This window comes from Kitasatospora sp. NPDC096147 (assembly GCF_044763225.1).
Taxonomy (GTDB): Bacteria; Actinomycetota; Actinomycetes; order Streptomycetales; family Streptomycetaceae; genus Kitasatospora.
The window spans coordinates 515088-530438 of the sequence record NZ_JBIWFX010000001.1; the positions used below are offsets into that span (position 1 = coordinate 515088).

14 protein-coding genes and 1 riboswitch are annotated in these 15351 nt (G+C 75.2%); of the genes, 6 read left to right on the forward strand and 8 right to left on the reverse strand.

Annotation, left to right across the window (positions count from 1 at the left end; genetic code table 11):
* Window positions 1-22 precede the first annotated feature (22 nt).
* A complete protein-coding gene (locus tag ACIRBX_RS01945; RefSeq protein WP_402293152.1) occupies window positions 23-628 on the forward strand; it encodes a GNAT family N-acetyltransferase in 606 nt (201 codons plus the stop codon).
* 508 nt (window positions 629-1136) lie between these two features.
* Here ACIRBX_RS01945 and ACIRBX_RS01950 read toward each other — a convergent pair.
* Both ACIRBX_RS01950 and ACIRBX_RS01955 read right to left on the reverse strand, forming a co-directional pair.
* Window positions 1137-2009: a hypothetical protein gene (locus ACIRBX_RS01950; RefSeq protein ID WP_402293153.1), complete on the reverse strand. Its 873-nt coding sequence runs from the start codon at window positions 2007-2009 to the stop codon at window positions 1137-1139.
* Between the two features lie 93 nt (window positions 2010-2102).
* A complete protein-coding gene (locus tag ACIRBX_RS01955) occupies window positions 2103-3383 on the reverse strand; it encodes a DUF4190 domain-containing protein (protein ID WP_402293154.1) in 1281 nt (426 codons plus the stop codon).
* 157 nt (window positions 3384-3540) lie between these two features.
* On the opposite strand from ACIRBX_RS01955, the gene ACIRBX_RS01960 reads away from it, so the two are divergent.
* The 3 genes from ACIRBX_RS01960 (at window position 3541) to ACIRBX_RS01970 (ending at window position 6250) form a co-directional block, all read left to right on the forward strand.
* Window positions 3541-4485, forward strand: coding sequence for a hypothetical protein (locus tag ACIRBX_RS01960; protein ID WP_402293155.1), 945 nt, complete (start codon window positions 3541-3543; stop codon window positions 4483-4485).
* Between the two features lie 153 nt (window positions 4486-4638).
* On the forward strand, window positions 4639-5883 hold the full coding sequence (locus ACIRBX_RS01965; RefSeq protein ID WP_402293156.1) for a glycosyltransferase family 4 protein: 1245 nt from the start codon (window positions 4639-4641) through the stop codon (window positions 5881-5883).
* Window positions 5884-5926: 43 nt separating this feature from the next.
* Window positions 5927-6250: a hypothetical protein gene (locus ACIRBX_RS01970; protein ID WP_402293157.1), complete on the forward strand. Its 324-nt coding sequence runs from the start codon at window positions 5927-5929 to the stop codon at window positions 6248-6250.
* On the opposite strand, the gene ACIRBX_RS01975 is transcribed toward ACIRBX_RS01970, so the two are convergent.
* The 3 genes from ACIRBX_RS01975 to ACIRBX_RS01985 form a co-directional block, all read right to left on the reverse strand.
* A complete protein-coding gene (locus ACIRBX_RS01975; protein ID WP_402293158.1) occupies window positions 6240-7253 on the reverse strand; it encodes an ABC transporter substrate-binding protein in 1014 nt (337 codons plus the stop codon). The genes ACIRBX_RS01970 and ACIRBX_RS01975 overlap by 11 nt on opposite strands.
* A 12-nt stretch (window positions 7254-7265) precedes the next feature.
* Window positions 7266-8042 (reverse strand): ABC transporter ATP-binding protein, encoded by a 777-nt coding sequence (locus ACIRBX_RS01980; RefSeq protein ID WP_402293159.1) that lies wholly within the window; start codon window positions 8040-8042, stop codon window positions 7266-7268.
* A 130-nt stretch (window positions 8043-8172) separates the two neighbouring features.
* On the reverse strand, window positions 8173-9201 hold the full coding sequence (locus tag ACIRBX_RS01985) for a FecCD family ABC transporter permease (protein WP_402293880.1): 1029 nt from the start codon (window positions 9199-9201) through the stop codon (window positions 8173-8175).
* A gap of 230 nt (window positions 9202-9431) precedes the next feature.
* Window positions 9432-9576: riboswitch (cobalamin riboswitch) on the reverse strand.
* A 146-nt stretch (window positions 9577-9722) separates the two neighbouring features.
* On the opposite strand from ACIRBX_RS01985, the gene ACIRBX_RS01990 reads away from it, so the two are divergent.
* Together ACIRBX_RS01990 and ACIRBX_RS01995 are read left to right on the forward strand one after the other, a co-directional pair.
* Window positions 9723-11000 (forward strand): alpha/beta hydrolase, encoded by a 1278-nt coding sequence (locus ACIRBX_RS01990; RefSeq protein ID WP_402293160.1) that lies wholly within the window; start codon window positions 9723-9725, stop codon window positions 10998-11000.
* 116 nt (window positions 11001-11116) lie between these two features.
* Entirely contained in the window at window positions 11117-11413 is a 297-nt protein-coding gene (locus ACIRBX_RS01995; RefSeq protein WP_402293161.1) for an acylphosphatase, read from the forward strand.
* Here ACIRBX_RS01995 and ACIRBX_RS02000 read toward each other — a convergent pair.
* The 3 genes from ACIRBX_RS02000 to ACIRBX_RS02010 form a co-directional block, all read right to left on the reverse strand.
* Window positions 11400-12920: an amino acid permease gene (locus ACIRBX_RS02000; RefSeq protein WP_402293163.1), complete on the reverse strand. Its 1521-nt coding sequence runs from the start codon at window positions 12918-12920 to the stop codon at window positions 11400-11402. The two genes, ACIRBX_RS01995 and ACIRBX_RS02000, sit on opposite strands and share 14 nt — an antisense overlap.
* Before the next feature lie 269 nt (window positions 12921-13189).
* The gene (locus ACIRBX_RS02005) at window positions 13190-14143 is read right to left on the reverse strand and encodes a serine/threonine dehydratase (protein WP_402293164.1); all 954 of its coding nucleotides are present in this window, start codon (window positions 14141-14143) and stop codon (window positions 13190-13192) included.
* Window positions 14144-14254: 111 nt separating this feature from the next.
* Complete coding sequence (locus ACIRBX_RS02010) at window positions 14255-15319, reverse strand: WD40 repeat domain-containing protein (RefSeq protein ID WP_402293165.1); 1065 nt, start codon at window positions 15317-15319, stop codon at window positions 14255-14257.
* Window positions 15320-15351 lie beyond the last annotated feature (32 nt).

Below are 15351 nucleotides of genomic sequence, written 5' to 3' on the forward strand. Positions count from 1 at the left end.
CCTGACGTGCCAGGATGCCGGGATGACCGACACCCTCACCCCCCTTGCCCCTCGCGCCGACCAGCCCGTGCTCGATCTGCCGCCGGCCGGCCCGGCCGTGCTCGGCGGCCCCGAGCTGCGGCCCTGGCGGGCCACCGACGCCGCCGCCCTGCTCGCGGCTGGCCGGGATCCGGCGATCCGGCAGTGGAACCTGTTCGAGGTGGCCACGGCGGACGAGGCCCGTGGCCGGATCGCCCGGATGCAGGACCGCTGGCAGGCCGGGACCGGAGCCGTCTGGGCCATCGCGGACGGCCCCGAGGTGCTCGGCCTGATCGGCTGCAACGACCTCGAACTCGACCACGGCACGGCTGAGTTGGTCTACTGGCTGCTGCCCGCCGCCCGAGGCCGGGGCCTCGCGGTCGCCGCCGTCCGGCGGGTCACCCGCTGGGCGGTGCAGGAGTACGGCCTGCACCGCCTCCGCCTCTGCCACTCCACCGCCAACCCGGCCTCCTGCCGGGTCGCCGAGAAGGCGGGCTACTCCTTCGAAGGCACCATGCGCGGCGCCCTCCGCCACGCGGACGGCTGGCACGACCAGCACCTGCACGCCTTCGTCCTGGGCGACCCGCTCGACGGTGCCCCCGCCTCGTGACGGACCGTCAGCACCACCTCCGCCACCACGGTGCAGCGGGTCGGGGCCGCCCCGGTCCGAGCCGCCGTCGGGGTCCGGCGTCATCACGGCGCGGACGCCCGGACGACGACGGAGCGGTGGCCGACCGGCTCTTCGCCCGAACGGGAGCAGCCGCGCGGCCACCCGGCTCCGGCAGCGGCAGCGGCAGCGGTCCGGCGCTCTCCGAGAAGGGCCACCGGCAGGCCGAGCGAGCCGCCGAGGCACCGGCCTCGCGGGGCACGCTCCAGGCCGTGATCAGCCCGGCACCTGACGACAGCTCCACCGCAGGGCCTGCCCGGGTCCGCCGGTGACCCGCGCGGCCACCCGGCATCGGCAGCGGCAGCGGTCCGGCGCTCTCCGAGAAAGGCCGCCGGCAGGCCGAGCGAGCCGCCGAGGCACCGGCCTCGCGGGGCACGCTCCAGGCCGTGATCAGCCGGGCACCTGACGACAGCTCCACCGCAGGGCCTGCCCGGGTCCGCCGGTGGCAGCGCTACCCGGTGCGCTCCGGTCCGGCCAGGCGGACGACCGCCGTGCCGGCCTGGCACTCGCCGAACTCCCAGCCCGCGACCAGGAGATGGCCCGCCGCCGCCAGCGACTCGGTGGCCGCCGGCCAGGTCTCCGCCGCCCGGTACCGGGCACCGTACGCCCTGGCGTCACGCGCGGAACGGGAGAGGTGGCGCAGCCGTCGCCGCACGGCGGCGTCGGGGACGACGGCCAGGGCGTCCTGCCACGGGTCGGCCGCACTCGGCTCCCGGTCCTCACCGGGGAGTCCGGCCCACTCGGCGGGGGTGCCGGTGGTGAAGGTCGCCGCCCGCATCGCGTCGTCCAGCGTCCCGTCGCAGTCGACCCTCAGCACCACCCCCAGCCAGCCGTTGAGCGCGCCGACGGAGGCCAGCTCGACGCCGTACCGGGTCAGCAGCGCGGCCAGTTCGGCGCCGCGGACCAGCACCTCGCCGCCCTCCTCCGGCTCCACCCCGACGGCCCGGACGGCGGCGCCGAACCCGGCGTCGAACGGCCGGGGTCCCTTGTGGCCGTCCTCCCCCCAGGGGCCGGTGCCGTCCAGCAGCATCGGGTCGAAGCGGAACAGGCTCTCCGCCGGGAGGAACCTCCGGCCCGCCGCCCCGAGGACGTACTCGTCCTCGCCGTAAGGGAGTTCGCGCGGCGCGGGATCGGCGAGCACCTCCGCCCGGCACCACGCGTTCGGGAACAGGAACTCATCCAGCGAGTCGTCGGCGTGGAACACCGCGTACTGCGCACCGAATTCCACGCCGTCACCGCTGCCGCCACCGAGCAGGACGGCGAACGCCCCCGCCAGGACCGCATCGAAGCGGGCGGGGGCGGGGGCGGAAGGATCGGCGGTCATGGGGGCGGACTCCTCGGGCCGGGCCGGTGCGGACACCGGGCACTCTACGGCCCGGGCCCGACGGCCTTGCCCCCGGCCCGTCCTGACGGAGCGTCAGACCGGCGCGGCCTGCTCGTCCGGGGCGCTGGAGCGCAGGCCGATCGCCGAGCGGAGCGCGCTGTCGGCCTCGCTGTTGGCGCTCTCGCCGAGGGCGTCGTAGGCGTCGTAGAGGGCGTCCACGTCCTCGTCCTGGGTCTCGTGGAGCTTCCTGCCCTGGGCGATGACCTCGTCCAGCTCGGCCAGCAGCTCCACCATCGGCTGCCGGTTCGCCTCGCTCCACACCACCTTGGCCAGGCCCGACTTGGCACCGGTCGCGGCGGCGGAGACCTTCCGGCCCCACTCCTGGTACTCGTCGACGGCATCCTCGACGGACAGTGTCGGCTCCGCGTCCAGGGCCATGTCCAGCTCCCGGGTCGCCGCCAGGTAGCCCGACTGCTCGGCGGTGAAGCGGGACTGGTCCTGCCGGAGGGTGCCGGTGCGGGTCTGCTCGGAGTCGAAGAGGCAGATCGCCCGCTTGGTGGCCGCCCAGGCCTTCTGCTCCGGGTAGACGGTGGTGGACTCGACGCTGCGCGGCACGCTGAGGTAGTCCGGGGTGTAGGCGTACTGCGGGCCGATGCACTCCAGCGCGGAAAGCTGCTCCAGCCGGGCGGTCCCGGGGTAGTCCGCACCGGGCAGGTGCGCCACGCCGAACACCTCTCCGTGGTGCGGCTCGCTGCACGGCACCAGGGTGAAGCGCGGCCGGACCTGCCGGTCTCCGGTCGGCTCCTTCATGCAGTCGCCGGCCTTGAGGTCGAAGACCGCGACCCGGTCGCCGGCGGCCAGGCCCTCCTTGAAACCCTCGTACACGTACGGGCTCAGGGCCAGCGTCACCAGGCCCCAGCAGGTGGACAGCACGATGCCGGCCACCGCCAGGCCCCTGCCCCGCTGCGGTCGGCGTCTGATCTGGCGCAGCGCCGCGATGCCGAGCCCCAGGCCCACCGTCCAGGCCAGGCAGAACAGGCCGAGCACCCCGACCACCAGGGAGGCGATGGCCATCCCGTTGGTCCCGGTGGCCGGCGGCACCGGTCCCTGCCAGTACCCGCCCCCGCCGTACGGTCCACCAGGATGGGGAGCACCGCCGTAGGGAGCACCGCCATAGGGAGCGCCGTACGGAGCACCGCCGTACGGCGGGCCCGGGTACGGGGCGGCACCTGACGGGTCGTGGGACGGCGGGGCGAAGGGATCGACCACCCGGGGCGCGGCGAACGGGTCCGCGGCCTGCGGCGGCACGGGGGCGGCCTCGGCTGCGCCTGCGGCGGTGGGGGGCGGGCTCGGCCGGTCGGGCTCGGACGACAAGGGGCTCTCCCTGAAGACGTGGTTCCGTCGACGGGGACGGCTGCGCGAATATAGCCGATCGTCAGATCGTCCTCCCAACAGGATTCCCGATCACCGCCAATGCTCCCCCCGGACCCGCCGGACCGGTTGTCGGTGCCGGGCCGTACGCTCACGTCCCATGGACGGGAACCGGGCGGAGCAGGGCTGGACGGCGACGGGGCTGCGCTGGCGCGAGGGCGTGCCGCGGCTCACCGCCGCCCGGGGCGCGGAGGTGCACCACCGCGAGGTCGGCGCGGGCACCCGGATCGGGTGGGAGCTGACCGGCCCGCGCCGCTGCACCGGCATCCGCACGGCACAGCGCCACCACCCCTGCCCCACCTCCGCCGAGCTCGACCCGGCCGGGAAGGCCGGGCAGTGTCCGGCCTGTCAGGACGCCGACCAGGGCCTGGCGCTGGCCCGCGACCGGGTGGTGGACGACGGCCGCACCTACCACCTCTACCTGGCCTGGTTCGGCCCCGGCCTGGCCAAGATCGGCCTGACCGCGGAGCAGCGCGGCACCGCCCGCCTGCTGGAGCAGGCCGCCCCGGCCTGGACCTTCCTGGCGCGCGGGCCGCTGCCGGGCGTGCGGCGGGCGGAGCGGACGGTGTCCCAGTCCGGCCTGGCCCGGGAGCGCTTCACCACCAAGGCCAAGAACCAGGGGTGGTGGCACCTGCCCGGTCCGCGCGAGCGGGCCGCCGCCGTCCGGGCGCTGCGGGCCGAGGTGCTGCCGGTGCTGGCCGGGCACGCGGTCGAGCTCTTCCCAGAGGGGCCGGTGGTCGACCAGGTGGCCCTGTTCGGCCTGGCCGACGGGCCACCACCGGCCTACCGCGAGGTCACCGCGCTCTCCGACGGGGCCCGGATCAGCGGCGTGCTGCGCGCGCCGGTCGGCCAGCAGCTCTTCCTGACGCCCGATCAGCTCCCCGCCGCTGCCACCACCGCCACCGCCACTCCCCCCGAGGTCCCGCTGCTCCTCGACACCCGGCTGCTGACCGGTTGGACGCTCCGCCCGTGCGCCCCGGGCCCCTGCACCGGCCTCACCGAGCGCCCGCACGTCCGCCCGGCGGAGCAGGCCGCCCTCTTCTGAGACCGCCTGACCACGCGCGCGTCCCGCCGCACCGGCCGCCCGCGCCCCCGTGCGCCCCGGCGTACCACCGCCCGTACCCCGGCGCCGTTGTGACGGGGTGACGGCACCGGGAAGCATGTCCCGGGTCTGGACCACTCCCGGAGGCCCCCGAACATGCGCATCGCGTACCTGCACGACGGCAGCATCCCCGCCGAGCACGCCGCGGGCGTCCGGGCCGTGCGGATGTGCGACGCCATGGTGGACGCCGGTCACCAGGTGATCCTCTACGCGCGCCCCGGGTCGGTGCCGGCCGACGACCTCTACGCCTACTACGGCACCCGCAACCGCTTCGAGGTCCGCGTCCTCCCCCAGCCCGCCGTCCCGCTGCTCGGCCCCTGGCTGCGCGCCCGCCGGGTCCGGGCCGAGCTGCGCCGACGGGCCGAGCCGGACCTGCTCTACGGGGACGACCGGCTCGCCCTGCTGGCCTGCGCCGCCGTCGCCCCGATGGTGCAGGAGACCGACCGGGTGCCGACCGCGCGGTTCGACCGCGCCCTGGAGCGCCGGCTACTGCGGCGCCGGCGGCTCCACCGGGTGGTGGCCGCCTCCCGGACGCTGGCCGAGGAACTGCTGGCGGCCTTCCCGTACCCACCGGCCCGGAGCACCGGGACAGCCGCCGTCACACCCGCCGTCACACCGGCCGCCGCACCGACCACCACACCGGCGCCCGACCCGGCAGCCCCGCCCCGGACCCCGGACACCCGGGGCCCCGGTCGGGAGCTGCCGGGGCCCGACCTGATCACCGCACTGCCCGGCGCCGACCCGGTCCTTCCGGACGGTCCGGCGGCCGAACTCCCGGGCCGGGCAGGCGCCTTGCGGATCGGCGTGGTCGGCGGCCTGTCCGCCGGCCGGGGCACCGGCCTGCTGCTCGCCCTGGCCGACCGCTTACCGGAGGCGGACTTCCACCTGGTCGGCGGCACCGAGGCCGAGGTCCGCCACTGGCGCGACCGCTGCCGCTCCGTCAACGTGCACTTCCACGGCCACTGCCCACCGGCCCAGGTCACCCGCTACCTGCGGGCCTTCGACCTGGTGCTCGCACCGCACCAGCAGCTCGCCGACGGCGCCGCCCGGCGCACCGTGCCCACCGCCCTCGCCGAGTACCTCGCCCACGGTAGGGCGGTGATCGCCTCCGACCACCCGCTGCTGCGCGAGCTGCTCACCGACGAGGTCGACTCCCTGCTCTGCCCGCCCGACGCGGTGGAGGACTGGATCAAGGCCGTCCGTCGCCTCACCGAGGACCCCGAACTCCGCGAGCGCCTCGCCACCAACGCCCTGCGCGGGCACCTCACCCACCACACCTGGCAGGCCCGCGCCGCCCGGGTGCTGGCCGGCCTGCCCACCGACCACCGCCCCTGGCGCTAGCAATTCGCTTGCCGGGCCCACCCGGTGGGGCCATGCTGACCCCGTGCCCGGACAGCGCAAGCGCAGACGCAAGCAGCAGGAGGAGCGGCAGCGGCGGGCCGCCGAGTGGGACGCGCGCCCGTCGGGCCGTTGGGAGGTGCTGCTGAGCACCCAGGACCCGGAGGAGCAGACGGCGTTCCTCCGGGACCTCCTCACCGCACGGCCCGAGCTCGACCCGAGCGAGCTGCGGGGGGACATGTTCTGCGGACGGGGCGTCTTCCCGACCACCTACCAGCTGAGCGTCTTCGTCCCGGACGACCCGGACCCGACAGACCCGCCACCGGACCCGGACCCGCCGCTGGACCCGCCGCCGGACGTCAGCCGGTGACGCCCTTCAGGTAGGCGGCCAGCCGGGTGATCGCCGAGGGGTTGCGCGGGCTCTCCACCAGGTCGACGTACGAGAGCACGAAGATCCGGTCGTTCTTCACGGCGGACACCTGGGCCAGCGGCGGGTAGGACTTCAGGAACTGCCGCTTGGCCTCGGCACCGGTGTCGCCGTAGTCGTTGATGACGATCACCTCCGGATCGCGGGAGACCACGGCCTCCCAGCCCACGGTGGTCCAGGAGTCGTCCAGGTCGCCGAAGACGTTCTTCCCGCCCGCCTTGGTGATGATCTGCTCCGGCGCGGCGAACCGGCCCGAGGTGAACGGCTTGTCCTGGCCGCTGTCGTAGAGGAAGACCTTCGGCTGCCGCCCGCCCGCCGCGCCGGCCTCCGCCTTCGCCACCTCCGCCTTGAACTCCGCGGTCAGCTGAGCCGCCTTCTCCTCCACCTCGAAGATCCGCCCGAGGTTGGCCAGGTCCGCGTAGAGCGCGTCCAGCGGCGGCATCACACCCCGGGCCTTCTCGTTGCCGTTGCGGCAGGACTCGGTCAGCGTGTACGTGCCGACGCCCAGCTTGCCCAGGCCCTCGGGGGTGAGGCCGGCGGTCTCGTTCCACCCGTAGTTCCACCCCGCGAAGACCAGGTCGGCCTTGGCGTCCAGCACCAGCTCCTTGGTGATCTCCTTCTTGGAGAGCCACGGGGCGCGCTCGTACTCCTTGGCCCACGGCACCGCCGCGAGGTCGCCCTTCTCGTCCGGCATGACGTACCCGGCCATCCGGTCGGCCAGGCCGAGGGCGAGCATCAGCTCGGTGATCCCGATGTCGTTGGTGACCACCCGGGCGGGCTTCTGCTGGTACGTCGCCTGACGACCGCAGTTGTCCACCGTGACGGGGTAGTGCGCGGACTTCGCGGTCTCCGCCGAGGGGACGACCTCGGCGCCGCAGCCGGCCAGGCCGAGCGAGAGGGTCAGGGCGGCGGCGCCGGCCAGGGCGCGGCGGGGTGCGGTGAACAACGTGGTACTTCCTCAGGAATCGGTGGAGAGACGGTCGAAGAGCAGTTGGACGGCCCCGGTCACGGGGTGCCGGACGGGGTGCGCGCGCACCCCGAAGACCTCGGCCAGCAGCCCGGCCGAGAGCACCTCGCCCGGCGGACCGGAGGTGACAATCCGACCGCCCTCGATGACGTGGAGCAGATCGCAGTGGGCGGCGGCCAGGTTGAGGTCGTGCAGCGCGGTGAGGACGGTGAGCCCGCTGTCGCGGACCAGCGCCAGCACCTCCAACTGGTGCGCGATGTCCAGGTGGTTGGTCGGCTCGTCCAGCACCAGCACCTGCGGGCGCTGCACCAGCGCGCGGGCGATCAGCACCCGCTGCTTCTCACCGCCGGAGAGTTGGAGGAAGCCCCGCCCGGCCAGGTGGGCGGCACCGACCTGCGCCAGCGCGGCCTCGGTGCCGACGGCGTCCTCGGGCGACGGACCGCCGAAGCCGCGCCGGTGCGGCAGCCGGCCCATGCCCACCACCTCGGCCACCGTGAAGTCGAACTCGGACACCGTCTCCTGCGGCAGCGCCCCGACCCGGCGGGCCCCCTCACGGGCCGTCAGGCCGTGCAGGTCCTCGCCGTCCAGCAGCACCCGGCCGGCGCTCGGGCGCAGCGCCCGGTAGACGGTCCGCAGCAGCGTGGACTTGCCGCTCCCGTTCGGCCCGACCAGCCCGATCACCTGGCCGGAGTCGGCCGCCAGGCTCGCCTCGTGCACCAGCCGTGCCCCGGCGATCTCCACCGACACCGCGTCGATCTCGACCTTCACGCCCGTCCTCCCACCGGAACGGCGGCGCCCCGCACGCCCGTCCCCGCCTTCGTCCCCACTGCCGTCTCCGCCCTCGTGTCCGTCCCCGCGTCCCTCCCCGGCCGTGTGCCGCGCCGCCGTTGAGTCCCCATCAGCGGCCACCGAAGCTGTACGAGCGGCGCCGCATCAGCAGCAGGAAGCACGGCACCCCGAGCACCGCCGTGATCACCCCGACCGGCAGTTCCGCCGGGGCGAGCAGCAGCCGGGAGACGATGTCCACCCACACCAGCAGCACCGCGCCGAGCAGCGGAGCCACCGTCAGCACCCGTCGGTGCCCGGCCCCGACCAGCATCCGGGCCAGGTGCGGCACCATCAGCCCGACGAAGCCGATCGCCCCGCTCACCGCCACCACCGTCCCGGTGACGGCGGCGGTCACCAGGAACAGCGCCCGTCGCAGCCGGGACGCGTCCACGCCGAGCGCCGCCGCCGTCTCGTCGCCCATCGCCAGCGCGTCCAGGCTCCCGGCGGCGGCCAGCAGGTAGACCAGCCCGGCCAGCACCGTCGCGGCGGCGATCGGCACCGAGGCCCAGGTCGCCCCGCCCAGGCTGCCAAGCAGCCACATCATCGCCGTCCGGGCCGCCTCGCCGCGCTCCGCCGAGAAGACCATCAGCGAGGTGACGGCGGAGAAGCCGTAGGCCAGTGCGGTGCCGGTGAGCACCAGCCGCAGCGGTGTCAGGCCCTGAGCGGTGCGGGCCACCGCGTACACCAGCACCATCGCGGCCAGCGCCGAGCTGAAGGCCGAGAGCGAGAGCGCCCAGACGCCGAGCGAGGCGAAGGCGCCGAGCAGCAGCACGGCGTTCGCCCCGACCGCGGCGCCGGAGGAGATGCCCAGCACGAAGGGGTCGGCCAGCGCGTTGCGGACCATGGCCTGAACGGCCACGCCCACGGCGGAGAGCCCGGCGCCGACCACGGCGGCCAGCACCACCCTGGGCAGCCGAATCTCCCAGACGATGGCGTAGCCGGCCGCCTGGTCGGCGTGGATGCGCCCGCCGGTCAGCCCGGCCTGGAGGAAGTGGGTGACCTGGCCGAGGCTCAGCCCGGAGGACCCGAGGGCGACACCGCAGAGCAGCGAGACCAGCAGGACCACGGCGAGACCGACGGCCAGGGCACCGGTGCGCAGCGGTGGCCGGGTGGGCGACGCGGGGCCCGGCGGGCTGGTGGCGCCGCCGGGACGTCCGGTGGCGGTGGTCGCGGTGGTCGCGCTGCTCAACGGGCCGGGCCTTCGGTCGGGCGCCGGGCGTACGGGGGCGCGACCGGTGGAGCCGGCTGCGGCGGTGGCGGACGACGGGCGTCCGCACGCCGGGCGGGCGCGCCGTTCGACTTCCCCTCGCAGTCCGCGGCGAGTTCTCGGGAGGACAGCGCCGCCGGGGGCGATCGGACTCACGGCCCGTCAGGGGCCGTTCCACCGTTGCGGGTCAGCGCCGGGTTCTCACCGGACTTCTCCCTCGGGACGCCTTGGCAGCATAACAAGGCTCCCCTTACCGGTAAGGGTCCCAGCCCTGTGGCGCCCAGCACACCCGCCCCGATGCGGTCCCGCTCCCCAGGGGCCGTCTCCCGTCCTCGTTACGGGGGACAGCCCCACCCCGGGCGGGGTGCTGGCCGGGTACCGGCCCCGGGCCGCCCGCCCGTAGCGTCCTCACCATGACCACCGACCCGCAGAACTCCCGCTCCACGTACGGCCGTTCCCGCAGCCGACGGGCCCTCGCCCTGGCCGCCGCTGCCCTCCTGGCGGTCGGCGTCGCGGCGCCCGCCAGCGCAGCCGCCACCACCCGCACCACCACGGCCGCCGACTCGGCTGCCACCCCCACCACCGGTCGGGGTGCCCTGCTCTCCGTGACCCCGCTGGAGCGGCTGAGCACCGCTCAGCTGACCGCCTTCGCCGGGAACTTCGGCGTGGACACCGGCACCGTCCGTCACGGCATCACCGCCTACCGGCTGACCTACCGCACCGTCACCCCGCAGGGCGCCCCGACCACCGCCACCGGTCTGTTCGTGCTGCCGCAGGGCGGTCCGCGCCGCCTCGCGGTGGTCTCCGACACCCACGGCACGATGGTGCACCGGGACTACGCGCCGTCCACCGCCGAGGACTTCGGCAAGCTCTCCCCCTACCTGCAGTCCTCGGCCGGGCGCGCGGTCGCCGCCCCCGACTACCTCGGCCTCGGGCTCGGCCCCGGCCTGCACCCCTACATGGACACCCGCTCCGCCGTCTCCGCCTCGCTCGACCTGCTGCGCGCCGCGGACGAGGCCGGCCGTCGGCTGGGGCGCCCGCTGACCGGGGACGTGTACGCCACCGGCTTCTCCCAGGGCGGCCAGGTGGCCATGGCCCTCGGCCGGGAGCTGGCCAGGATCTCCGACCGGCACCTGCGGCTGCGCGGGCTGGCCCCGGTGGCCGGGCCGCACGACGTCCGGGGCGCGGAGCTGCCGGGCATCCTGGACGGGCGGGTGGACGAGCGCTCGGCCGTCTTCTACCTCTCCTACTACCTGACCGCCGCCAACCGCCTGCACCCGCTCTACCGCGATCCGAGCGAGGTGTTCCGGGCTCCGTACGCCGCCGTGGTGGAGGGGCTCTTCGACACCCGGCACACCGAGGAGGAGGTGGTCGCGGCCCTGCCGGGCACCGTCCGCGAGCTGCTCACCGACTCCTTCCACGACCAGCTCGGCGCGCCCGGCCCGGGGCTCTCGGCAGCGCTGGACGCCACCGACGGCGGCTGCGACTGGCGCCCCGCCGCGCCCGTCCGGCTGTACGCCGCGAACGGCGACCGCGACGTGCCGATCGCCAACTCCCGCTCCTGCGCGGCCGATCTGGCCAAGCACGGGGTGCGGGCCGCCGTGCTCGACCAGGGCCCGGTCGGCCACTTCGACACGCTGCGGCTGGCCACGCCGCAGATCATCCGCTGGTTCGACGCCCTCGACCGCTAGGGTCCGGCCACGGCGGCGCTGGTCCGCCCACCGCGGCCCACCGGACCGGTCCGTCGGTGTGCCGACCCGGCGTGGGACGGCGCCGCCGGTCCGACCGGCTCGGCTACGGTGGGCGGATGAGCGCCGACGACCGCACCCGTCTGACCGTCCTCGTCCACGGGCTCGTCCAGGGCGTCGGCTTCCGATGGTCCGTCAGGGAGCGGGCCGCCGCGATCGGCGGGCTGACCGGCTACGCCCGCAACCTCGCCGACGGCGGGGTGGAGGTGCTGGCCGATGGTGGCCGGGCGGAGTGCACCCGCCTGCTGGAGTGGCTCCGGTCCGGCGACACCCCCGGCCGGGTGGGCACGGTGGCCGAGCAGTGGGACGACTCCCCGGCCACCGGGCCCGCACACCAGGGCTTCACGATCCGCTGATCGCCCCGCTCTTCGAGTCGGCCTCGGCCTCACCCTTCGCCTCGCGCGCCCGCTGCTTGCCCTCCCGCTCACCGCGCTTGCGCTGCCCGTGCACCACGCCGAGCAGCACCACGAAGGCCGCCACGCCCAGCGAGAGCGACACCACCTCGCGGTTCTCGTCGTCCGTGAACATGTAGCCGATCACGAAGACGATCATCGCGATGGCCGCCCAGGTCAGCCACGGGAAGAGCCACATCTTCACCGTCAGCCCCTCCGGCTTCTCCCGCAGCAGGATGCCGCGCATCCGCAGCTGGGTGCAGCAGATCACCAGCCAGACGAAGAGCGCGATCGCCCCGGAGGAGTTCAGCAGGAAGCTGAAGACGGTGTCCTTGAACTGGTAGTTGAAGTACACCGCGACGAAGCCGAAGACCACCGAGCCGAGGATCGCCGCCACCGGCACGCCGCGCCGGTTCACCCGGGCGAAGGAAGCGGGCGCGTCGCCGCGCTCGCCCAGCGAGAAGGCCATCCGGGAGGCGGTGTAGAGGCCGGAGTTGAGGCAGGACAGCACCGAGGTGAGGATCACCACCTCCATGATGGTGCCCGCCTGCGGGATGCCGATCGAGTCCAGCGCGGCGACGTACGAGCCCTTCTCGGTGATCGCCGGGTCGTTCCACGGCAGCAGGGTGAGCACCACCAGGATCGAGCCCAGGTAGAAGACCGCGATCCGCCAGATCACCGAGTTGGTGGCCCGGGTGACGGCCCGTCGGGGGTCGGCCGACTCGCCGGCGGCCAGCGTGACGATCTCGCTGCCCATGAAGGAGAAGACCACCATCAGCACACCGGTCAGCACCGCCCCGGCCCCGTGCGGGAAGAAGCCGCCGGTGTCGGTCAGGTGGGCCAGCCCGGCGCCCGGGTTGTCCGAGCCGGGCAGCAGGCCGAAGACGGCGAGCAGGCCGACCACCACGAAGGCGGAGATCGCCACCACCTTGATCCCGGCGAACCAGAACTCGAACTCGCCGTAGGAGGCGACCGAGCCCAGGTTGGTGACGGTCAGCACCGCCATCACGATCAGCGCCCAGGCCCACTGCGGGACGGCCGGGACCCAGCCCTCCAGGATCACCGCCCCGGCGGTGGCCTCCACCGCCAGCACCACCACCCAGAAGAACCAGTACAGCCAGCCGATCGAGAAGCCGGCCCAGCGGCCCAGCGCCCGGTCCGCGTACGCCGAGAACGAGCCCGGGTCCGGGCTGGCCGCCGCCATCTCCCCGAGCATCCGCATCACCAGCACCACCAGCACGCCGACCAGCAGGTACGACAGAAGGATGGCCGGCCCCGCCTTGGCGATCCCGGCGCTCGACCCGACGAACAGACCGGCGCCGATCACCCCGCCGATCGCGATCATCGACAGGTGACGGTTCTTCAGACCGGCGTGCAGGCCCTCCGGCGAGCCGGCCGGGTCCGCACCGGGCGGACGGCCCGTGGTGGGGTCGTCCTGCGGGGGGCGGGTTCTGGTGGAGTCCATGGGCATGTCCTTGCGGTTCAGGCCGCCGGGGCCACCCGGGGTCCCCGAGCGCGCCGACGGCTGGGTCCACGATCACGTGGCAGGCACATGCTGCCCCGCTCCCGGCCGCCCCGGTAGCAAGTCCCCGGTGTCTCCGTCAGGTCCCCACCCACCCGCCACGCCGTTCTGAGCAGCCTCTGAGCATCGCCGCACGCCCCTGCCGCACGACCCCGCCACGCACCCCACTGCGCGCACCCCACGGCACGACGTACCCCCGCCCGTTCCGCGCACGGCCCTCAGTCCGTCGCATCCACCCCCGACACCGTGGCCGGATCGGTGTTCGCCCCGCAGAGCACCACGCAGACCCGCTCCCCCTCGGCCGGCCGGTACGCACCGTGCCGCACCGCCGCCCAGGCGGTGGCCGCCGCGTGCTCCACCACCAGGCGGTGCTCCTCCCACAGCGCCTGCCGCGCCCCGGTGATCGCCGCCTCCGGCACCAGCACCGACCGCACCGACGCACCGCCCCGCCCGGCCACCGCCAGCGCCTGTGCCGAGACCCGCCGCGCCCCGAGCGAGTCGGCGGCCACCGACTCCACCGGGACGTCCACCACCGCCCCGGCCTCGATCGCGGCGTTCAGCGCCCGGCAGTTCTCCGGCTCCACCGCCACCGTCCGGATGCCGTGCTCGGCCGCAGCCGTGGCCACGCCGGCGAACAGTCCGCCGCCGCCCACCGCGACCACCACCGTGTCCACGCCCGGCAGCCCGGCCCGGATCTCCTCCAGCAGCGTCCCGGCCCCGGCCGCGATCAGCGGGTGGTCGTAGGCGTGCGAGGCCAGCGCCCCGCTCTCCGCCGCGTACTCCTGACAGGCCGCCAGCGCCTCGGCGTACTCCCGCCCGGCCAGCCGCACCTGCGCTCCGTACCCGCGCAGCCGCTCCACCTTCACCGCCGGCGCGTTCACCGGCAGGAAGACGGTGGCCCGCACCCCCTGCTGTCCGGCCGCCCAGGCGCAGGCCAGCCCGGCGTTGCCACCGGAGGCGATCGTCACCCCCGCCTCGGGGAGGGTACCGGCCTCCCGGTGGGCGCGGAGGAAGTTCTGCGCGCCCCGGGCCTTGAAGCTCCCGGTGTGCTGGAGCTGCTCCAGGGCGAACCACACCCCCGCCGTCCCCGTCGGCACCACCCCGACCGGCCGCACCGCCCCCGCGATCCGCGCACCGGCCGCCCGGACGTCCTGGTACCCGATTCGGCTCACGTCACCGCTCCTCACCACCCGCCCGGCTGACGGGTCCTCACCCCGGCACGGTACGCCGCCGGGTCCGGCTCGGCGGGCCGCGGGGTCCGTCACGGCGGGCCGCGAGGTCCGTCACCCCTTCGCGCGGCCCTTGCGCCACCACACCAGCGCCCCGACGGCAGCTGCTGCCAGCAGCAGCGCCCCGAGGTGGTTCGGCCCCTCGCCCGGCTGCGCCACCGTGGCCACCGGACTCCCGGACGCCGTGGCCGACGGCGCCGCCGTCCCGGTGGGGCTCCCTGTCGGCTGCGCGCCGGGGGTGGCGCTGGGGTCCGCACTCTTCTCGGCGCCCGGGACCGGCACCCGCCACACCTCTGAGCCCTTCCCCTCGCTGCCGAACATCAGCGCCGAGCCGTCCGCCGTGAAGGTGACCGACTCCCCCTGCCGCTGGAACGGCACCGACACCGACTTCTCCGCCCCCAGCCCACCGCCCGTCCAGTCGTACAGCTTCGCCCAGAAGTACCCGCGCAGGACCACCCGGCGACCGTCCGGCGAGAACGCCCCGTCCGTCACCCACGGCACGTCACCGACCGGCCGGAACACGTTGACCGCCGTGCTCGACAGGCTCTCCGGCCCCTCGTAGAGGTGCCCCTCCCGCTGGTCCTTGCTGGCGATGTACACCCGCCCGGTCACCGGGTGCACGAGCAGCGCCTCCGCGTCGCGCGGCCCGTCCGCGTACCGCACCCGGTACTTGGTGACCTGCACCGTCTGGTCGGCGAGCCGGGCCGGCTCCTCGAAGGCGTAGAGCCAGACCTCCGGCCACTTGCCGTGGAGGTTGTCCCCGATGTCGGCCAGGTAGAGCCGGCCCTCCGGTCCGAGCGCGATCGCCTCGACGTCCCTCGGCTTCACCCCGCGCAGCGTCAGCGTGGCCACCGTCCGCCCGGTGGCGGCGTCCACCCCGTAGACGTAGGGGCCGTCGTCGCTGTCGTTGTGGGTCCAGTACACGCCGGGGTGCCGCTGACTCGCCGTCAGCCCGCTGGACTCGGTGATCCGCTCGTCCCGGACGGTGAACTCCCGGCGCGAGCCCTCCGCCGCCGCCGCCGGCCCCACCGCCGGCCCGGCCACCAGCAGGACGGCCAGCAGCGCCACCACCGCCCGCCGCGCCGCCCGCCGCACCGCCCGTTCCGTCGTCCTCGCCACCCCGCGATCATCGCACGGAGCCGCCCCCACGC